General features: G+C 70.9%; 20 protein-coding genes. 11 read left to right on the top strand and 9 right to left on the bottom strand.

What is annotated here, in order from left to right:
* Positions 1–523 precede the first annotated feature (523 nt).
* Positions 524–736, bottom strand: coding sequence for a DUF5326 family protein (locus GA0115242_RS07130; RefSeq protein WP_093825669.1), 213 nt, complete (start codon positions 734–736; stop codon positions 524–526).
* Positions 737–881: 145 nt separating this feature from the next.
* A complete protein-coding gene (locus tag GA0115242_RS07125) occupies positions 882–1,199 on the bottom strand; it encodes a cupin domain-containing protein (RefSeq protein WP_093825667.1) in 318 nt (105 codons plus the stop codon).
* Positions 1,200–1,257: 58 nt separating this feature from the next.
* Between GA0115242_RS07125 and GA0115242_RS07120 the strand changes: the two genes are divergently transcribed.
* The 5 genes from GA0115242_RS07120 (at position 1,258) to GA0115242_RS07100 (ending at position 4,997) form a co-directional block, all read left to right on the top strand.
* Entirely contained in the window at positions 1,258–1,635 is a 378-nt protein-coding gene (locus GA0115242_RS07120; RefSeq protein ID WP_093825665.1) for a phage holin family protein, read from the top strand.
* 7 nt (positions 1,636–1,642) lie between these two features.
* On the top strand, positions 1,643–2,134 hold the full coding sequence (locus GA0115242_RS07115) for a low molecular weight protein-tyrosine-phosphatase (RefSeq protein ID WP_093825663.1): 492 nt from the start codon (positions 1,643–1,645) through the stop codon (positions 2,132–2,134).
* Positions 2,131–3,288 (top strand): cystathionine gamma-lyase, encoded by a 1,158-nt coding sequence (locus GA0115242_RS07110; protein ID WP_093825661.1) that lies wholly within the window; start codon positions 2,131–2,133, stop codon positions 3,286–3,288. The genes GA0115242_RS07115 and GA0115242_RS07110 overlap by 4 nt, the downstream gene beginning before the upstream one ends.
* A gap of 228 nt (positions 3,289–3,516) precedes the next feature.
* On the top strand, positions 3,517–4,422 hold the full coding sequence (locus GA0115242_RS07105; RefSeq protein WP_093825659.1) for a LysR family transcriptional regulator: 906 nt from the start codon (positions 3,517–3,519) through the stop codon (positions 4,420–4,422).
* 92 nt (positions 4,423–4,514) lie between these two features.
* A complete protein-coding gene (locus GA0115242_RS07100; protein ID WP_093825657.1) occupies positions 4,515–4,997 on the top strand; it encodes an NUDIX domain-containing protein in 483 nt (160 codons plus the stop codon).
* Positions 4,998–5,008: 11 nt separating this feature from the next.
* On the opposite strand, the gene GA0115242_RS07095 is transcribed toward GA0115242_RS07100, so the two are convergent.
* A complete protein-coding gene (locus GA0115242_RS07095) occupies positions 5,009–6,400 on the bottom strand; it encodes a globin domain-containing protein (protein ID WP_093825655.1) in 1,392 nt (463 codons plus the stop codon).
* 511 nt (positions 6,401–6,911) lie between these two features.
* Between GA0115242_RS07095 and GA0115242_RS07090 the strand changes: the two genes are divergently transcribed.
* Positions 6,912–7,778: a GNAT family N-acetyltransferase gene (locus GA0115242_RS07090; RefSeq protein ID WP_093825652.1), complete on the top strand. Its 867-nt coding sequence runs from the start codon at positions 6,912–6,914 to the stop codon at positions 7,776–7,778.
* Between the two features lie 71 nt (positions 7,779–7,849).
* Positions 7,850–8,302 carry a GNAT family N-acetyltransferase gene (locus tag GA0115242_RS07085; RefSeq protein WP_093825670.1) on the top strand — a complete coding sequence of 151 codons (453 nt, stop codon included), beginning with the start codon at positions 7,850–7,852 and terminating at the stop codon, positions 8,300–8,302.
* Between the two features lie 82 nt (positions 8,303–8,384).
* Here the strand turns inward: GA0115242_RS07085 and GA0115242_RS07080 are convergent, their stop codons facing one another.
* Positions 8,385–9,785 (bottom strand): serine hydrolase domain-containing protein, encoded by a 1,401-nt coding sequence (locus tag GA0115242_RS07080; protein ID WP_093825650.1) that lies wholly within the window; start codon positions 9,783–9,785, stop codon positions 8,385–8,387.
* Positions 9,786–9,849: 64 nt separating this feature from the next.
* Positions 9,850–11,331: a replicative DNA helicase gene (gene dnaB, locus GA0115242_RS07075; RefSeq protein WP_093825648.1), complete on the bottom strand. Its 1,482-nt coding sequence runs from the start codon at positions 11,329–11,331 to the stop codon at positions 9,850–9,852.
* A gap of 459 nt (positions 11,332–11,790) precedes the next feature.
* On the opposite strand from dnaB, the gene GA0115242_RS07070 reads away from it, so the two are divergent.
* The gene (locus tag GA0115242_RS07070; RefSeq protein WP_093825646.1) at positions 11,791–13,128 is read left to right on the top strand and encodes an MATE family efflux transporter; all 1,338 of its coding nucleotides are present in this window, start codon (positions 11,791–11,793) and stop codon (positions 13,126–13,128) included.
* Positions 13,129–13,399: 271 nt separating this feature from the next.
* Here the strand turns inward: GA0115242_RS07070 and rplI are convergent, their stop codons facing one another.
* The 4 genes from rplI to rpsF form a co-directional block, all read right to left on the bottom strand.
* Positions 13,400–13,846: a 50S ribosomal protein L9 gene (gene rplI, locus GA0115242_RS07065; protein ID WP_093825645.1), complete on the bottom strand. Its 447-nt coding sequence runs from the start codon at positions 13,844–13,846 to the stop codon at positions 13,400–13,402.
* 18 nt (positions 13,847–13,864) lie between these two features.
* Entirely contained in the window at positions 13,865–14,101 is a 237-nt protein-coding gene (gene rpsR, locus GA0115242_RS07060) for a 30S ribosomal protein S18 (protein WP_003949403.1), read from the bottom strand.
* 40 nt (positions 14,102–14,141) lie between these two features.
* Positions 14,142–14,750, bottom strand: coding sequence for a single-stranded DNA-binding protein (locus tag GA0115242_RS07055; protein ID WP_093825643.1), 609 nt, complete (start codon positions 14,748–14,750; stop codon positions 14,142–14,144).
* A 77-nt stretch (positions 14,751–14,827) separates the two neighbouring features.
* Positions 14,828–15,118 (bottom strand): 30S ribosomal protein S6, encoded by a 291-nt coding sequence (gene rpsF / locus GA0115242_RS07050; protein ID WP_093825641.1) that lies wholly within the window; start codon positions 15,116–15,118, stop codon positions 14,828–14,830.
* Between the two features lie 285 nt (positions 15,119–15,403).
* On the opposite strand from rpsF, the gene GA0115242_RS07045 reads away from it, so the two are divergent.
* The 3 genes from GA0115242_RS07045 to GA0115242_RS07035 all read left to right on the top strand — a co-directional run bounded on the left by GA0115242_RS07045 (position 15,404) and on the right by GA0115242_RS07035 (position 18,184).
* The gene (locus tag GA0115242_RS07045) at positions 15,404–15,718 is read left to right on the top strand and encodes a hypothetical protein (protein ID WP_093825639.1); all 315 of its coding nucleotides are present in this window, start codon (positions 15,404–15,406) and stop codon (positions 15,716–15,718) included.
* A gap of 247 nt (positions 15,719–15,965) precedes the next feature.
* A complete protein-coding gene (gene femX, locus GA0115242_RS07040) occupies positions 15,966–17,087 on the top strand; it encodes a peptidoglycan bridge formation glycyltransferase FemX (protein WP_093825637.1) in 1,122 nt (373 codons plus the stop codon).
* A gap of 65 nt (positions 17,088–17,152) precedes the next feature.
* Positions 17,153–18,184: an alanine racemase gene (locus GA0115242_RS07035; protein WP_093825635.1), complete on the top strand. Its 1,032-nt coding sequence runs from the start codon at positions 17,153–17,155 to the stop codon at positions 18,182–18,184.
* Positions 18,185–18,241: the final 57 nt, after the last annotated feature.

The raw sequence follows: 18,241 nt of genomic DNA, 5'->3' as shown, positions 1-18,241 counted from the left end.
CCCGTCGCCGGGGTGGTGCGGGGCACCGGCCGGGTGACCGGATCCGCCGGGGACGGTGGCTGCGACGTCCGCGCCGTGGACGCGGCCGGGGGGCTCCCCCAGGGCAACCGGTCCGACGGGGTCGTCGTACGCGCGGTCGCCATCGGCGACGTCGGCGTCATGGGCGACGTCGGCGTCAGGGGCGACGTCGGCGTCGAGCGCTCCGGGGTCAAGGGGCCCGGCTGTTCCGGGGGTCTGGCCGGGCGGGCCGCCACCGGGACGACCGGACGGCGCGGGGCGGCGCCGGACGGTGCGTGGGGTTCGGTGGATGCGGTGTCTGCCGTCGGCAAGGGTCACTCCCGATGCGCGCGGGGACGGCCCGTGTGGAGCGACACGGGAGGGGCACGCCCCTCGCGGGGTGGTCCCCGCGTCGATTTCCGGACTCTAACCGCCCGTCACCGCCCGCGGACCACCCGTCGCGGAAACTTCCCTCGCGCGAGGGAACCGGTGATTCCCCTTACCGGTCACCGGCCTCCCGCGGCGCTCACCAGTCGCTGCGGGACGACGAGCTGGACATGAACTTCCGCACCACGTAGATCAGTCCGGCGACCAGCGCCACGAACACCAGCACCTTGAAGAGCACCCAGATGAAGAAGCCGAGGACGCTCACGATCAGGCTGCCGAACACGACCAGCGCGATGACGGGCACCGCGACCCACTTCACCCACCAGGGAAGTCCCGCGAAGATCTCACCCATTGCTCGTCCTTACCTCTCCGCCCGTTCTCGCACCGGGTCGCTTCGATGTCCTGCGTCCGATGCTAGAACCGGCCGGACCCCGGCGGGGACCCTGTGCCCCTTGTCCTCCCCTGACTGATCCCCTAGGGAATCCGGGGGTCGCGTCTCAGCTCTCCGGGGGAGAGAACACCACGAGAACCCGCAGATCCTCGCTGATGTGATGGAACTTGTGCGCGACCCCGGCCGGGACGTAGACGACGCTGCCGCGGGCGACCTGGGTGGTCTCCGTGCCGACGGTGATCGCGGCCCGGCCGCTGACCACGAAGTAGACCTCGTCCTGCTGGTGCGGCCGCTGGGGGTCCTGGCTCCCGGCGTCGAGCGCGTAGAGGCCGACCGACATGTTCCGCTCGCGCAGGAACTGCAGGTAGGCGCCGTCGTTGGCGGCGCGCTCCGCGTCCAGTTCGTCCAGCCGGAAAGCCTTCATCGTCCCGCAGCCCTCGTCCCGATTCTCGTGCCCGACCCCGTCTGCAACGATCAGACACATGAAGAATTTCCTAGTCAAGACGATCGCCAACGCGGGTGCCCTGGCGGTCGCCGTCTGGCTCCTCGACAAGATCACCCTGACCGGCGACAGCACCGGCCGGAAGATCGGCACGCTGATCGTCGTCGCGCTGCTGTTCGGCCTGGTGAACTTCCTGGTCAAGCCCATTGTGAAGGTTCTGACGTTCCCCCTGTTCATCCTGACGCTCGGGCTGATCACCCTGGTGGTCAACGCGCTGATGCTGCTGCTCACCTCGTGGCTGGCCGACAAGCTGGACCTGAGCTTCCATGTCGACGGTTTCTGGACGGCGGTCCTGGGCGGCCTGATCATCTCTGTCGTCTCATGGGCGCTGAACGTCGTTCTGCCCGACGGGGACTGAGCGCCCGATGACCTATCGCGTCTGTTTCGTCTGCACGGGCAACATCTGCCGCTCCCCGATGGCCGAGTCCGTCTTCCGGGCCAGGACCGCCGAGGCCGGTCTCGCCGACCGCGTCGAGGTCGACAGCGCGGGGACCGGCGGCTGGCACGAGGGCGACGGCGCCGACCCGCGCACCGTCTCCGTCCTGGCGGAGCACGGCTACGGGACCGAGCACACCGCGCGCAGGTTCGACCGCTCCTGGTTCGACCGCCTCGACCTCGTCATCGCCCTCGACGCGGGCCACCTCGACTCCCTGCGCCGTCTCGCGCCGACCGAGCGGGACGCGGCCAAGGTGCGGCTGCTGCGCTCCTACGACCCGGCGGCAGGCGCCGACCTCGACGTCCCTGACCCCTACTACGGGGGCCGAGACGGCTTCGAGGAGTGCCTTGAGATGGTGGAGGCGGCGAGCGACGGTCTGCTCGCCGCGGTACGCGAGCGAGTGGAAGGACGAGCGGTATGAACGATTCCGCCAGAGACATCCCGGTGGACGACGGCGCGGGCGACGGCACGCGCGCGGTGCGGGCGGGGCTGCCCGACCCGGTCAAGCACGAGCCGACCCTGCCGGGCCCGGTCTTCGCCGCCCACTTCCATCTGCCGGGGGAGCCGACCGGGGGGTACGCCTACGGCCGGGACGACAACCCGACGTGGACGCTCCTGGAGCGCGCCATCGGCGAGCTGGAGGCGCCCGGCCGGGACGACGCCGAGACCCTCGTCTTCGCCTCGGGCATGGCCGCCATCTCGGCGGTCCTCTTCTCGCAGCTGCGAGCGGGCGACACCGTGGTCCTGCCCGACGACGGCTACCAGGTGCTGCCCCTGGTGCGGGCCCAGCTGGAGGCGTACGGCGTCCTGGTGCGCACCGCGCCGACCGGCGGTGACGCCCAGCTCGACGCCCTGGACGGCGCGAAGCTGCTGTGGATCGAGTCGCCGTCCAACCCCGGGCTCGACGTCTGCGACATCCGCCGGCTGGTCGAGGCGGCGCACGCGCGCGACGTCCTGGTCGCCGTCGACAACACGCTGGCGACGCCGCTCGGGCAGCGTCCGCTGGAGCTGGGCGCCGACTTCGCGGTGGCCAGCGGCACCAAGCAGCTCACCGGGCACGGTGACGTGCTCCTCGGGTACGTCGTCGGCGGCGACGCCGGGGCCATGACCGCGGTCCGCCGCTGGCGCAAGATCGTCGGCGCGATCCCGGGGCCGATGGAGGCCTGGCTCGCCCACCGCTCGATCGCCACGCTCCAGCTCCGCGTGGACCGGCAGTGCGCGACCGCCCTGCTGGTCGCCCGCGCGCTGCGGGAGCGGCCCGAGGTGACCGGGCTGCGCTACCCGGGGCTGCCCGAGGACCCGTCGCACGAGGTCGCCTCGCGGCAGATGCGGCGCTACGGGTGCGTGGTGTCGTTCACGCTGCCCTCGCGCGCGCGTGCCGACGCGTTCCTCGACGCCCTGAGGCTGGTGGACGACGCGACCAGCTTCGGCGGGGTGCGCTCCTCGGCGGAGCGGCGCGGGCGCTGGGGCGGGGACGCGGTGCCGGAGGGCTTCGTCAGGCTGTCGGTCGGCGCCGAGGATCCGGAGGACCTGGTGGCGGATCTGCTCCGCGCGCTGGACGCCTCCGCACGATGACCGGTTTACGCCCCTGTCGCCCGGGACCCCGGAATGATGGCGGACGGTCCGAACCTCCCCCCTCGTGGCTCGGACCGTCCTCGGTCCCGCGCGCGAAGAACCGTGCGTACGAGGCTAGTTGACTCTCTGTCAGTGTCCAATCACAGTAGCGACAGAGACCTATCGACTTATTTATAGTTGGCCCCTGCCCAACGGCTGGAGGACGGGCGGGGAAAGGGAAGGCGCACCATGGATCTGGCCCTGCTGCGCACGTTCGTGACCGTGCACCGGGCCGGCTCCTTCACCCGCGCCGCCGCACTGCTCGGCCTCTCCCAGCCCGCCGTGACCTCCCAGATAAGAACGCTGGAACGGCAGTTGGGGCGCCCGCTGTTCCTGCGCCAGCCGCGCGGCGTGACGCCCACGACCATCGGGGACGAGCTGGCGCACAAGGCCGCCCCGCATCTCGACGCACTGGTGGAGATCACCGAGACCGGCCTCGACGACGACTCCGCGGTGCGCACGCTGCATCTCGCGGGGCCGCCGGAGTTCATCGCGGAGCGGGCGCTTCCCGCGCTCACCGAGCTGACCGGCGAGGACGGCCGGGGCTTCGCGCTCCGCGCCTCCTTCGGGACCGCCGAGGAGACGGTGGCGGGTCTGGCGGCCGGGCACCATGATCTGGCCATCGGAACGGCCCGGCCGCGGGGCCTCCTGTTCACGGCGACCCCGCTCTGCGACGAGGAGCACGTCCTGGTCGCCGCCCCCCGGCACGCGGAGCCGTCCGACGCGGGCGACGGCCGCCGTCCGGGGGCGCCGGAGCTGGCGGGCGTGCCGGTGATCGAGGTGCACGAGACCCTGCCCTTCGTCTCGCGCTACTGGGCCTCCGTCTTCGACTGCCGCCCGACCGCCCCGGGCACCGTGATCGTGCCGGACCTGCGCGCGGTCCTCGCCTGCGCGGTCGCGGGCGCCGGGCTGGCGGTGCTGCCGCGGTATCTGTGCGCGTCCGCCCTGGAGCGCGGCGAGGTGGTGGCGCTGCACGAGCCGGTGGTGCCGCCCCTGCGCACGTACTTCCTGGTGGTCCGCTCCGGCACGCTGGCCCTCCCGCACATCGCGCGGGCGCACGACTGGTTGCTGCGGGCCGCGGCGGACTGGAGCTGACCTGCGGGTCTCCCGGCTCCGGCGACGGTCGGGGTTCGGCCGATGACGTCGCGCGATGTTTCACGTGGAACCAGCGGGGCCACATTTCTCCCATGACCGTCCGACCCGTGGTCAAGCGCACCGCACGCGCCGTCCTGCTGGACGGCGACGACCTGATCCTGATCAAGCGCACCAAGCCGGGCGTCGATCCCTACTGGGTGACCCCCGGTGGCGGGGTCGAGCCCGAGGACACGACCGTCGTCGACGCCCTGCACCGCGAGGTGCACGAGGAACTCGGCGCGAAGATCCTCGACGTGGTCCCCTGCTTCGTCGACACCGTCGAGCACATCGGCGCCGACGCCGGGACGACCGGGGTGAAGGTGCAGCACTTCTTCGTCTGCCGCCTGGAGTCCATGGACACCTCGCAGCGCCACGGCCCCGAGGTGGACGAACCGGCCGGGGAGTACGAGATCGTCCGGGTGCCCTTCACCCGCGTCGGCATCGCCTCCGTCCACCTGGTGCCGCTGTCGCTGCGGCACTACCTGGACGGGAACATCGAGGGCGTCCGGGCCCTGCACGCCCGCGATCTGGGCTGAGCCGGGGCGGATCAGCTGTCGACGGTCAGGAGTTCCTCGACCTCGTCGTGGCGTATGCGCTCCTGCGGGAATCCGGCGTTGCGCAGGACGTGGACACCGCTGCGGATCATGCCGGGCGGACCGGAGAGATAGGCGTCGTAGCCGTTCCAGGGGCCGAACTCGCGGACCGCGTCGGGGAGTCCGATGTGGCCCTGCTGGTCGATGATCGCGCGGACCGAGAGCCAGGAGTGGACCTGCTGGAGCCGGAGCATGGTGTTGATGTCGTACAGGTCGACGTCGGTCCTCGCGCCGTAGAAGACCTCCATCGGCCGCCGCTCGCCGTGCTCGGCGACGTCCTCGACCAGGGCCTTGATCGGCGCTATGCCGGTGCCGCCGCCCAGGCAGAGCAGTCCGCTGTCGCTGGTGTGGTCCACGGTCATGGCGCCGCCGGGCGGGCCGAGCCGGATGACGTCGCCGAGCCGGGCGCGGTGGACCAGGGCGTTGGAGACCCAGCCCGCCGGGACCGCCTTCACGTGGAAGGAGAGCAGCCCGTCGGAGCGGGGCGCGGAGGCGAAGGAGTAGTGCCGCCAGACACGGGGCCACCACGGCGTCTCGACGCTCGCGTACTGCCCGGCGAGGAACGGGTACGGCTGATCCGGGCGGACCGTGACGACGGCGATGTCCGTCGTCCTGCGGTCGTGCGCGACCACCTCGGCGTGCCACCAGGCGGGCGCGCGCAACTGGTCGGCGGCCGCCGCGTCGATCATGACCTGCGAGATCGTCGTGTAGGCCCGGACCCAGGCCGCCTCCATGGCCTGGTCCCAGACGTGCGAGGTGTACTTGCTCAGCGCGCCGATCAGGCACTCGCCGACGGCCGGGTAGTGCTCGGGCATGGTGCCGTACTTGCGGTGGCCGCGGCCGAGGTTCTGCAGGTAGGCGACCAGCACCTCGGTGTTGTCGATGTGCTCGGCGGCGGTGAGCAGCGCCTTGAGCAGCCGGTCGCGCTGGGTGTCCATGGCGGCCGGGAAGAGCGGCCTGAGCTGGGGGTGGCGGACGAAGAGCAGGGCGTAGAAGTACGAGGTGACCTTGTCGGCGACCGGCTCGATCTCCGCCATGGTCCGCCGGATGAGGAGCGCGTCGGGGGACGCCTGCTGGGCCGGGGGCGGGGGCGGGGCGTGCTCCTGCGGTGTGGGGTCGGGCGGGGCCGCCTGGGAGCGCTGCGAGGGCACCCGGGGCCGCTCGCCGAACATGCCTATGCTCTCGGCGGGGTGCGGGGTCCGGCCGGCATCGCTCGGGGGACCCGCGCTGTTCGGGGTCGCCGCGGGTTGCGGTGGCGTGCCGAACCAGCCGCCTCCGCCGCCGGAAGTGCCGTTGTCGGCCGACGCGGTGGTCGGAGCGTCCATCGTGAGCCTCGCCTCGAACATCTTTCGGTCGGTCTGCGCACTTCCTCGATCGGAAGATGCCCGCTTTCCCCGTAGACGGCTTTCCTTACCCGTTCCGTTCCCCTGGCCGACGCGGCCTCATTCAATCCTCGTCGACGATACTTACCGTCGGGTAAGCCGAGAGTGTGACATGTACCGCAGCATCGCCGAACACCACACCCTGTCGAACCGGAGTCGACCATACCGGTCGCCGCTCCGATCACAAGTCTGTGCTCCTTTCGCCTCGGTTTCTCCTCTCCACAATGACGGCGCGAAACGGCAGTTATCCCAACTACCGGACGTCCCAACCCCCTTCATGGACTTTCCGATGAATCGGGCCGGTGCGGATTGTGCTCCCCATCCAAGTCGGCCGTTCTGTGTTCGCCCATGTTTCACGTGAAACACCCCAGGGACGGGCCCGGTTGTGCATCGGAGCACGTGCATGGCCAAAAGCTCGCGCGTCTCCACGCAAAGAGGTGGACGGCGCGGGTGCCGGTCGGACAGCCTGACCTGCGTGCCGACTCCTTCCGTCAACACCCTCTCCATTCGCCGTCTGACGCTCCGGGATCTCACCGCCTGCGCCGACTTGTCCGAGGACCGGGGGTGGCCGCGTGAGGAGCACAAGTGGGGCTTCCTCCTCGCCTCCGGGAAGGGCTACGGCATCGACGACCCCGACGGCGGCCTCGTCGGCGCCTGCGTCCTCACGGAGTACGGCCCCCGGGAGCGCCCGGACCTCTGCGCCGTCGGCATGGTGCTGGTCGCCGAGCGGCACGCCCGCCAGGGCGTCGGGCGCCTGCTGATGCGCCATGTCGTGGCGACGGCGGGCACCACCCCGCTGACCCTCTACGCGACCCCGGGCGGCCGTCCGCTCTACGAGGAGCTGGGCTTCGAGGTCACCGGCCGGGCCGAGATGGTGCGCGGACGCCTCGCCCCGCGCGGTCCCGCGCCGAAGGTCTCCACGCGCGCGGCCACCGCCGGGGACATGCCCCGGATCCTCCGGCTCGACGAGGAGGTGTTCGGCGTCGACCGCACCCACCTGATCACCCGGCTGCCCGCCTTCGCCGACCGGCTGCGGGTCGCCGAGGAGAAGGGACGCCTCATCGGGTACGCGGCCGCCTGGCCCAACATGGACACCCTGGTGGTCGGCCCGCTGCTCGCCCGGGACACCGAGACGGCCAAGGCGCTGGTCGTGGCGCTCGCCGAGGGCACCGAACGCCCCCTGCGCACCGACATCGACGTGCGCCACGAGGAGCTGCTGGGCTGGGCCAGGGAGTGCGGCCTGGCGTCCGTGGCGTTCAACTCCGTGATGACGTACGGGATCGCCGGACTGCCCGGCGACTGGACCCGCCGGTTCGCCCCGCTGACGGTCGCCGCGGGCTGAGGCGGCCCGGGGAGCGGCGGCGGGCCTGGACCGAGGACGCAGGCGCGGACCCGGTGCGTAGGGTGCTCGGCATGGGAGACCTCGACATCCGCCCCGCCACGCCCGACGACGTACCCGCCGTCGTCGCGATGCTCGCCGACGACCCCCTCGGGGCGCTCCGTGAGTCGCCGGACGACCTGGAGCCGTACCTGGCAGCCCTTCGGCGCCTCTCGGCCGACCCGAACCAGCATCTGGTCGTTGCCGTCCGGGAGGGCCGTCCCGTCGGCACGCTCCAGCTCACGATCATCCCGGGGCTGTCGCGGCGGGGCGCCGTCCGCTCCGTCGTCGAGGGCGTCCGGGTGCACGCCGACGAACGCGGCAGCGGTCTGGGGACCCGGCTCATGGAGTGGGCGGTGGACGAGTCCCGGCGCCAGGGGTGCCAGTTGGTGCAGCTGACCTCCGACGCCTCCCGGACCGACGCCCACCGCTTCTACGAGCGGCTCGGATTCACCGCCTCGCACGTGGGGTTCAAGCTCCAGCTCTGAGAGACGGGCCGACGGACCATCGCCGGGCCGCCGGTGAGCGTCTCGTTTCACGTGAAACGGGACGCTCGTCGCGTATCGACGGTCAGCCGATCCCCCGCCACCCGTCCGGATCGACTCCGCCGGGCACGGAAGCCCCCTCCTCGTACGGCTGACGCGTGAACACGAAGGAGCCGAGGTCCAGATGGTCCACGGCCCCGTCCGGCCGCCGTACGGCCTTCAGGAGCTCTCCGGCGTAGTAGCCCTCCAGGCCGGTCCAGGTGCCGTCGCCGTTCGGGCGGAAGCGCGAGCGGCGTCCACCGCCGGTGAGCGGTCCCAGCGACACCGTCCCGTCCGCCGTGAGGCGCAGCGCGAAGGGGTGGGTCCCCCAGTACCAGGGGCCCGCCAGCTCCAGCACCGAGGAGTCCACCTCCGACAGGGGCCGCCACGGCGCCGGAACCCGGGGTTCGGCCTCGGCGACGATGCGGACGAGATCGGCGCCGAGGGTCGAGAGAGGCGGCCCCGAGGTGCAGTTGGCGAGGACCACCGCGGCGAGGCCGCCGTCGACGTCGATGGAGAGGTTGGCCAGGAAGCCCGGCAGCGATCCGGAGTGGCCCACCAGCAGCCGTCCGCCCTGCCGCTGGATCTGCATGCCGAGCCCGTAGGAGGTGCCGTCCGCGACGTCGGCGGCCTCCACGGGCGTCGCCGGTGTCCGCATCTCGCGCACGGTCGCCTCGCTGAGCACCCGGTCGTCGCCGTGGACGAGGAAGACCGCGAAGCGGGCCAGGTCCTCGGTGGTGGACCAGAGCTGCCCCGCCGGGGCCATCAGGCCCAGGTCCTGGACGGGTTCGGGCAGCAGGACGTCGGCCCACGGGTGCACGGCCCACCCGTCCGCGTGCGGGGCCAGCGGCTGGGCGCTCGTGCGGTCCAGGCCCAGGGGTTCGAGCACTTCTCGCCGAAGTACCTCCTCCCAGGGGGCGGAGCGCAGCCGCTCGACGAGCGCGCCGAGCACCGTGTAGCCGGGGTTGGAGTAGTGGAAGCGGCGGCCGGCCGGGTGGAGCAGCGGCCGCTCGCCCAGGACGTCGTCGAGCCCGGGGCGCAGCGACCCCGGGGTCCGCTCCCACCAGGGCGCGGGTGACTCGGCGGCGAGACCACCCGCGTGGGCGAGCAGTTCGCCGACGGTGGCCTCCCCCACGCCGGTGCCCGGCAGATGCCGCTCCAGCGGGTCGGCGAGGTCGAGGCGGCCCTCGTCGCGCAGCCGCAGCACCAGGACGGCGGTGAAGGTCTTCGTGAGGGAGCCGATCCGGTACTGGATCCGTTCGCCCCGGTCGGTCCCGGGCAGGCCCGCCCTGGCCCCCTGCCACACCGTCCGCCCGTCCCGCACGACCGCGGCGACCAGCGACGGCGCCCGCCCCTCGGCCTGGCTCACGGCGATCCGGTGCAGCAGCGCGCGACGGGTGCCGGGCAGCAACGCGTCCGGGCACTCGTCCTGATGAGGTGTCGTCATGGGCCCAGTCCACCGCGCGGACGGCCCGGGAGTCGAACCGGCCGGGGACGCGTGTCCGCGGCTGTCAGGTCTGCGCCATGTCCACGAAGCGTGAGTAGTGGCCCTGGAACGCCACCGTGATCGTCGCCGTCGGGCCGTTACGGTGCTTGCCGACGATGATGTCGGCCTCGCCCGCGCGCGGCGACTCCTTCTCGTAGGCGTCCTCGCGGTGCAGCAGGATCACCATGTCGGCGTCCTGCTCGATGGAGCCGGACTCACGCAGGTCGGAGACCATCGGCTTCTTGTCGGTGCGCTGTTCGGGTCCTCGGTTCAGCTGCGAGAGCGCGATCACCGGGACCTCAAGCTCCTTGGCGAGGAGCTTCAGGTTCCGGGACATGTCCGAGACCTCCTGCTGGCGGCTCTCGGACCGCTTGGAGCCACCGGCCTGCATCAGCTGGAGGTAGTCGATGATCACGAGCTTGATGTCGTTGCGCTGCTTCAGACGGCGGCACTTGGCGCGGATCTCCATCATCGACAGGTTCGGGGAGTCGTCGATGTACAGCGGCGCGGAGGACACCTCGGGCATCCTGCGGGCCAGCCGGGTCCAGTCCTCGTCCGTCATGGTGCCGGAGCGCATGTGGTGCAGCGCGACCCGCGCCTCGGCGGACAGCAGACGCATCGCGATCTCGTTGCGGCCCATTTCGAGGGAGAAGATGACGCTGGGCAGGTTGTTCTTGATCGACGCGGCTCGGGCGAAGTCCAGCGCGAGCGTCGACTTGCCCATCGCGGGGCGGGCCGCGATGACGATCATCTGGCCCGGGTGCAGGCCGTTGGTGAGGGAGTCGAGGTCGGTGAAGCCGGTCGGCACGCCCGTCATCTCGCCGCTGCGCGAGCCGATCGCCTCGATCTCGTCGAGCGCGCCCTCCATGATGTCGCCGAGCGGGAGGTAGTCCTCGCTGGTGCGCTGCTCGGTGACCGCGTAGATCTCGGCCTGGGCCCGGTTGACGATCTCGTCGACGTCGTCGTCGCCCGCGTATCCCATCTGGGTGATGCGGGTGCCGGCCTCCACCAGGCGGCGCAGGACCGCGCGTTCGTGGACGATCTCGGCGTAGTACTCGGCGTTGGCCGCCGTCGGCACCGTCTGGACGAGGGTGTGCAGGTACGACGCCCCGCCGACCTTGTTGATCTCGCCGCGCTTGGTGAGTTCCGCGGCGATGGTGATGGGGTCGGCGGGCTCGCCCTTGGCGTAGATGTCGAGGATCGCCTGGAAGATCGTCTCGTGCGCCGGTTTGTAGAAGTCGTGGCCCTTGAGGACCTCGACGACGTCGGCGATGGCGTCCTTGGACAGGAGCATGCCGCCGAGCACGGACTGCTCGGCGTCGAGGTCCTGGGGTGGCACCCGCTCGAAGGCGGTGCCGCCGCTCTCCCACTCGCCGTTCTCCCGGCCGCGCTCGTGCTGGTCGTCACGGTTGCGGCCGCCGCCCTCGCCGCGACGCCGGGAAGCGGGCAGACGATCGCTCGGACCGCTGTCGGCCCAGGGGTCGTCCAAGGGCTCGGAAATGCTCACCGAGCCACCTCCTCCCGTCCGCCGAGCGGACCTAGGGCCTGTCCACATTTCTACGGCACGGCACCGACAAACAAGAGGCCCAACTCCGCTTCGGGCGCGTCGGTTTTGTGACGGTTTCCCGGTCGGCGAAAGGAGCGTGCGCCGGACCACGTTAGGCCCGCGGGCACCGTCAGCCAATCTGGTTATCCACAGGCCATGTGGACGACGGCCCCGATGCTGTGGAGAACCCGGCGAAACCTGTGCACGACCCGGTGGACAGCCCTGTGAACAAGCTCGCTTTGTTCTCCGTCCCACCCCTGTGACCAGCACCTTCGCCGTCCACCGGCTGTGCAGGAGAAAAACTTTCCCCAGCGGGCCGAGATCACTTCGAACGCCGCGCGAAAGTGTGCCCGATGCGGACCCGTGTAAGGGTCTAAGGCGACTTGCATCGCTTACCTGTGGATGATTACATTGCTGCCCATGACCCAGGCTCCCGAGACACCGAAGGCGGCCCGACGGCTGCACGATCGCGAGATCGTCGCCCTCGCCGTGCCGGCCTTCGGCGCGCTCGTCGCCGAGCCCCTGTTCGTGATGGCCGACAGTGCCATCGTCGGCCATCTCGGCACCGCCCAGCTGGCCGGACTGGGGGTCGCCTCGGCCCTGCTCACCACCGCGGTCAGCGTGTTCGTCTTCCTCGCCTACGCCACCACGGCCGCCGTGGCCCGCCGGGTCGGAGCCGGTGACCTCCCGGCCGCCATCCGCCAGGGCATGGACGGCATCTGGCTGGCGCTCCTGCTCGGCGCCGCCGTGATCGCCGTCGCCCTGCCCTCGGCACCGTCGCTGGTGCGGCTCTTCGGCGCCTCCGACACCGCCGCGCCCTTCGCGATCACCTATCTGCGCATCTCGGTCCTCGGCATCCCGGCGATGCTCGTCGTGCTCGCCGCGACCGGTGTGCTGCGCGGCCTCCAGAACACCAGGACCCCGCTGTACGTCGCCGGAGCGGGCTTCGTCGCCAACGGCCTCCTCAACGTGCTCCTCGTCTACGGCGCCGGTCTCGGCATCGCCGGTTCCGCGTGGGGCACCGTCATCGCCCAGTGCGCCATGGCCGCCGTCTACCTCGTCGTGGTGGTCAGGGGCGCCCGTCGGCACGGTGCCTCGCTCCGCCCCGACCCGGCCGGGATACGCAACTCCGCCCAGGCGGGCGTGCCCCTGTTGGTCCGCACCCTCTCGCTGCGCGCGGTCCTGATGATCGCCACCGCCATCGCCGCCCGGCTGGGCGATGCCGACATCGCGGCCCACCAGATCATCCTGTCCCTGTGGAGCCTGCTGGCCTTCGCCCTCGACGCCATCGCCATCGCCGGGCAGGCCATCATCGGGCGTTACCTCGGCGCCGACGACCCCGCGGGCGCCCGCGCCGCCTGCCGCCGCATGGTCCAGTGGGGCATCGCGGTCGGATGCGTGCTCGGACTGCTCGTGGTGGCGACCCGACCGGCCTTCCTCGCGATGTTCACCGGCGACCAGGTGGTGAAGGACGCCGCGCTCCCCGCGCTCGTGATCGTCGCGCTCGCCCAGCCGATCTGCGGCATCGTCTACGTCCTGGACGGCGTCCTGATGGGCGCGGGTGACGGCCCGTACCTCGCCTGGGCCATGCTGCTCACGCTGGCCGCCTTCACCCCCGTCGCGCTGCTGGTCCCGGCGTTCGACGGCGGCCTCACCGCGCTCTGGGCGGCCATGACGCTGATGATGACCGTGCGCCTGGTGACCCTCTGGCTGCGCACCCGCTCCGGACGGTGGATCGTGACCGGCGCGACCCGCTGAGCTGCGGCGGGACGGGAAACCCGACACGGGGAGAGTCCGGACCCCGGCCCAGAAGCGGACACCGGCACTGTTTCACGTGAAACAGGCACTCCCACCGTCTCGGCACCTCCCCGGCACAGCCGACGTTTCACGTGAAACATCGCCCCCTAGAGCGCCCGTACGGCACGCGCCCCGCCCTCGTCGCGGACCACCGCTCGGGGAAGGGCACGACGAAGGGCCGCACCCGGCTGGGTACGGCCCTTCTCTCAGCTGTTCGAGCCGAGCGCGACGATCAGGCCGCGATGACCTCGATGGTGACCTTGGCGGCCACCTCGGGGTGCAGACGCACGGACGTCTCGTGCCCGCCCAGCGTCTTGATCGGCGAGCCCAGCTCGATGCGGCGCTTGTCGACCTCGGGGCCACCGGCAGCCTTGATCGCCGAAGCGACGTCGGCCGGGGTGACGGAACCGAAGAGACGACCGGCGTCGCCGGAGCGGACGGCCAGACGGACCTTCACACCTTCGAGCTGGGCCTTGATGGAGTTGGCCTGCTCGATGGTCTGGATCTCGTGGATCTTGCGAGCGCGACGGATCTGCTCGACGTCCTTCTCGCCACCCTTGGTCCAGCGGATAGCGAACTTCCGCGGGATCAGGTAGTTGCGAGCGTAACCGTCCTTGACGTCGACGACGTCGCCCGCGGCACCGAGGCCGGAGACCTCGTGGGTCAGGATGATCTTCATGAGTCGGTCACCCTTCCCTTATCGCGCGGTGGAGGTGTAGGGCAGCAGCGCCATCTCACGGCTGTTCTTGACGGCCGTGGCGACGTCACGCTGGTGCTGCGTGCAGTTGCCGGTCACGCGGCGGGCACGGATCTTGCCGCGGTCGGAAATGAACTTCCGCAGCATGTTCGTGTCCTTGTAGTCCACGTACGTGACCTTGTCCTTGCAGAAAGCGCAGACCTTCTTCTTAGGCTTGCGCACAGGCGGCTTCGCCATGGTGTTTCTCCTGTGTGATCAAGAAGTGGGGACGCGAGCCCTAGAAGGGGGGCTCGTCCGAGTAGCCGCCGCCGCTGCCGCCGCCGGAGTTTCCACCCCAGCCACCGCCACCGCCGCCGCCCTGGTTGCCACCGGCGGGGGCACCGCCGGTCGCCCACGGGTCGTCGGCGGGAGCGCCGCCGCCCTGCTGGCCGCCGCCGGGGTTCCCACCCCAGCCGCCGCCACCCTGGCCGCCGCCGCCACCGTTGCCGCCGCCGTAACCGCCCTGGCCGCCGCGACCGCCACCGGTGGTCTTGGTGACCTTGGCGGTGGCACTGCGGAGGCTGGCGCCGACTTCCTCGACGTCCAGCTCGTAGACCGTGCGCTTGACGCCCTCACGGTCCTCGTAGGACCGCTGCTTCAGCCGGCCCTGCACGATGACGCGCATGCCTCGCTGGAGCGACTCGGCGACGTTCTCGGCCGCCTGGCGCCAGACCGAGCAGGTCAGGAACAGGCTCTCGCCGTCCTTCCACTCGTTGGTCTGACGGTCGAAGGTCCGGGGCGTGGACGCGACACGGAACTTCGCGACGGCCGCACCGGAAGGGGTGAAGCGCAGCTCGGGGTCGTCGACAAGATTGCCGACGACCGTGATGACGGTCTCGCCTGCCATGGGTGAACCTCTCGGCGGGTTTGCTGCTGGGCTGCTGGTGCTGCTACTCGAATCCCGGGATCAACTGAGCCGGAGGCTCAGTGCATCTCGGGGCGGAGGACCTTGGTCCGGAGGACCGACTCGTTCAGGTTCATCTGGCGGTCGAGCTCCTTGACGACCGCAGGCTCGGCCTGCAGGTCGATGACCGAGTAGATGCCCTCGGGCTTCTTCTTGATCTCGTACGAGAGACGACGACGGCCCCAGGTGTCGACCTTCTCGACCTTTCCGTTGCCCTCACGGACGACGGAGAGGAAGTTCTCGATCAGCGGGGAGACAGAGCGCTCCTCGAGATCGGGGTCGAGGATGACCATCACCTCGTAGTGACGCATGTGGAACCCACCTCCTTCGGACTCAGCGGCCACGGTCGTTCCGTGGCAGGAGGGTTGTGATGCGTGCGCAACGGTATCCGCCGCCACTGACAGCGGGGGTCGACGAGCGACGTCCCCGGGACGCCCCGGACGGATCCTGGGCGCTGCCTGGGCAGACACCGGTGCAGACGGTACACACTACCCGCACGGCGGCTTCCGGTTGAAATCCGGCCCCTCGGGCAGTCAACTTGTACGCATCGGGTGTGTATGGCGCTACGGTGCGCCGTCTTCCGCAGGAGGTGCCTCATGGCACAGGCATTGCGACCCAACACCGTCGGCGGACTCTTCGCCACGGACGGAAAGTCCCATCCCCTCCAGGACACGCTGCTCGCGGTGACGCTGGTGCTCGGCATCACGGCCGTCGTCACGGCGATGTTCCACAGCCTGCACCTGGTCAGCTCCTGGGCCGGCCTGGTGGGCATCATCACCGGGGCGTACGGCCAGTGGATCTCGGTGACGACGCGCGAGCGGTTCGGACTCATCCTGGGTCTCGGCGCCTCGGCGGTCGGCTTCTTCCTGGGCATGGCCCACGGCGGTCTCTTCGGCGGGATCATCGGCTAGCCGCTCCGGACGGCGGCACCGGCGGGCGGACCACGAGCGGGGCCCGCGACCCGACACCCCGCGTCCGGTCCCGTCCGCCGGTGCTCCGGAAAACCACACAAAGCGGGAGAGAAAGCCTCCGCCGCGCACAGGGCGGGGCGTGGCTTCCGTACGCACATCCGGGGCGCTCGCACGGCGCAGTAGGCTTCGGCGCGAGAGCCGGAGCCCCTGTACCCATGGGGACACCCCAGCCCGAGGAGCGCCCCGAATGAGCCTGACCCTGAGGACGATCAGCCGCGAGCAGCATCTGGCGTACATCCAGAGCCTGCCCTCGGCGAGCCACATGCAGGTTCCCGCCTGGGCCGATGTCAAGGCGGAGTGGCGCGCGGAGAGCCTCGGCTGGTTCGACGAACGCAGCGGCGAGCTGGTCGGCGCGGGCCTCGTCCTCTACCGTCAGCTCCCCAAGATCAAGCGCTACCTCGCCTACCTGCCCGAGGGCCCGGTCATCAACTGGTTCGCGCCGAACCTGACCGAGTGGCTGGAGCCGATGCTCGCCCACCTCAAGCACCAGGGCGCCTTCTCGGTGAAGATGGGCCCGCCGGTGATCATCCGGCGCTGGGACGCGACCTCCATCAAGCAGGGCATCCAGAACCCGGACGTGAAGCGGCTGCGGGACATCGAGGCCGACTTCATCGAGCCGCGCGCCTTCGAGGTCTCCGACAAGCTGCGCCGGATGGGCTGGCAGCAGGGCGAGGACGGCGGGGCAGGCTTCGGCGACGTGCAGCCCCGCTACGTCTTCCAGGTGCCGCTGGCCAACCGCTCGCTCGAAGAGGTCCACAAGAACTTCAACCAGCTGTGGCGGCGCAACATCAAGAAGGCCGAGAAGGCCGGCGTCGAGGTCGTCCAGGGCGGTTACCAGGACCTGGAGGAGTGGCAGCGGCTGTACGAGATCACGGCCGTGCGCGACCACTTCAGGCCCCGCCCGCTCTCGTACTTCCAGCGCATGTGGACGGCCCTCAACACCGAGGACCCCAACCGGATGCGGCTGTACTTCGCCCGCCACAACGGGGTGAACCTGTCGGCGGCGACGATGCTGATCGTCGGCGGACACGTCTGGTACTCCTACGGCGCCTCCGACAACATCGGCCGCGAGTTCCGGCCGTCGAACGCGATGCAGTGGCGGATGCTGCGCGACGCCTACGCGCTCGGCGCGACCGCCTACGACCTGCGCGGCATCTCCGACTCGCTGGACGAGACCGACCACCTCTTCGGCCTGATCCAGTTCAAGGTGGGCACCGGCGGCCAGGCCGCGGAGTACCTCGGCGAGTGGGACTTCCCGCTCAACAAGCTGCTCCACAAGGCGCTCGACATCTACATGTCGCGCCGCTGACGTCACGTTCAGTGATTCGATACCTCTGACACACCGCTCCCACGAGAAAGGTCCCAGGGCCGGCCATGGCGCTCACGCTCTACGTCGACACCGCGCGCTGGCGTGCGCACCACAAGCACGTGCAGGAGCAGTTCCCGGGGCTCGTCCCGGTCTGCAAGGGCAACGGCTACGGCTTCGGGCACGAGCGGCTGGCGGAGGAGGCCACCCGGCTCGGCTCGGACGTGCTGGCCGTGGGGACGACGTACGAGGCCGCGCGGATCAAGGACTGGTTCGGCGGTGACCTGCTGGTGCTGACGCCGTACCGGCGCGGCGAGGAGCCCGTCCCGCTGCCCGACCGGGTGATCCGCTCGGTGTCGTCGGTCGACGGGGTGTACGGCCTGGTGGGCGCCCGTGTGGTCATCGAGGTGATGTCCTCGATGAAGCGGCACGGGATCAGCGAGCAGGACCTGGCGCAGCTCCACTCGGCCATAGAGAACATCCGGCTGGAGGGCTTCGCCATCCACCTGCCGCTGGACCGCACCGACGGCTCGGACGCCGTCGAGGAGGTCATCGGCTGGATGGACCGGCTGCGCGCGGCACGGCTGCCGCTGCACACCATGTTCGTCAGCCACCTCAAGGCCGACGAACTGGCCCGGCTGCGGCAGCAGTTCCCGCAGACGCAGTTCCGCGCCCGGATCGGCACCCGGCTCTGGCTGGGCGACCACGAGGCCACGGAGTACCGCGGCGCGGTCCTGGACGTGACGCGGGTCGCCAAGGGGGACCGTTTCGGCTACCGCCAGCAGAAGGCGGCCTCGGACGGCTACCTGGTGGTCGTGGCGGGCGGCACCTCGCACGGGGTGGGCCTGGAGGCCCCCAAGGCGCTGCACGGGGTCATGCCGCGTGCCAAGGGCGTCGCGCGGGCCGGTCTCGCCACCGTCAACCGGAACCTGGCGCCGTTCGTCTGGGGCGGCAAGCAGCGCTGGTTCGCCGAGCCGCCGCACATGCAGGTGTCGATCCTGTTCGTGCCGTCGGACGCGCCCGAGCCGCGGGTCGGCGAGGAGCTGGTGGCCCATCTGCGGCACACCACCACGCAGTTCGACCGCATCATGGATCGCTGACCCGGCGCGTCCGCACGCACGCGTGGAGGGCCGTACCCGAGCAGGTCGGGTACGGCC

The sequence above is a fragment of the Streptomyces sp. SolWspMP-5a-2 genome (assembly GCF_900091845.1).
Classification (GTDB): domain Bacteria; phylum Actinomycetota; class Actinomycetes; order Streptomycetales; family Streptomycetaceae; genus Streptomyces; species Streptomyces doudnae.
The sequence above is the reverse complement of the archived record's forward strand: the minus strand, read 5'-3'. Positions and strand labels throughout refer to the sequence as shown.

Coding starts and splice junctions, on each gene's coding strand:
- GA0115242_RS07130 (WP_093825669.1), bottom strand. CDS start 736: ATGGGTGAGATCTTCGCGGGACTTCCCTGGTGGGTGAAGTGGGTCGCG.
- GA0115242_RS07125 (WP_093825667.1), bottom strand. CDS start 1,199: ATGAAGGCTTTCCGGCTGGACGAACTGGACGCGGAGCGCGCCGCCAAC.
- GA0115242_RS07120 (WP_093825665.1), top strand. CDS start 1,258: ATGAAGAATTTCCTAGTCAAGACGATCGCCAACGCGGGTGCCCTGGCG.
- GA0115242_RS07115 (WP_093825663.1), top strand. CDS start 1,643: ATGACCTATCGCGTCTGTTTCGTCTGCACGGGCAACATCTGCCGCTCC.
- GA0115242_RS07110 (WP_093825661.1), top strand. CDS start 2,131: ATGAACGATTCCGCCAGAGACATCCCGGTGGACGACGGCGCGGGCGAC.
- GA0115242_RS07105 (WP_093825659.1), top strand. CDS start 3,517: ATGGATCTGGCCCTGCTGCGCACGTTCGTGACCGTGCACCGGGCCGGC.
- GA0115242_RS07100 (WP_093825657.1), top strand. CDS start 4,515: ATGACCGTCCGACCCGTGGTCAAGCGCACCGCACGCGCCGTCCTGCTG.
- GA0115242_RS07095 (WP_093825655.1), bottom strand. CDS start 6,400: ATGTTCGAGGCGAGGCTCACGATGGACGCTCCGACCACCGCGTCGGCC.
- GA0115242_RS07085 (WP_093825670.1), top strand. CDS start 7,850: ATGGGAGACCTCGACATCCGCCCCGCCACGCCCGACGACGTACCCGCC.
- GA0115242_RS07080 (WP_093825650.1), bottom strand. CDS start 9,785: ATGACGACACCTCATCAGGACGAGTGCCCGGACGCGTTGCTGCCCGGC.
- GA0115242_RS07070 (WP_093825646.1), top strand. CDS start 11,791: ATGACCCAGGCTCCCGAGACACCGAAGGCGGCCCGACGGCTGCACGAT.
- rplI (WP_093825645.1), bottom strand. CDS start 13,846: ATGAAGATCATCCTGACCCACGAGGTCTCCGGCCTCGGTGCCGCGGGC.
- rpsR (WP_003949403.1), bottom strand. CDS start 14,101: ATGGCGAAGCCGCCTGTGCGCAAGCCTAAGAAGAAGGTCTGCGCTTTC.
- GA0115242_RS07055 (WP_093825643.1), bottom strand. CDS start 14,750: ATGGCAGGCGAGACCGTCATCACGGTCGTCGGCAATCTTGTCGACGAC.
- rpsF (WP_093825641.1), bottom strand. CDS start 15,118: ATGCGTCACTACGAGGTGATGGTCATCCTCGACCCCGATCTCGAGGAG.
- GA0115242_RS07045 (WP_093825639.1), top strand. CDS start 15,404: ATGGCACAGGCATTGCGACCCAACACCGTCGGCGGACTCTTCGCCACG.
- femX (WP_093825637.1), top strand. CDS start 15,966: ATGAGCCTGACCCTGAGGACGATCAGCCGCGAGCAGCATCTGGCGTAC.
- GA0115242_RS07035 (WP_093825635.1), top strand. CDS start 17,153: ATGGCGCTCACGCTCTACGTCGACACCGCGCGCTGGCGTGCGCACCAC.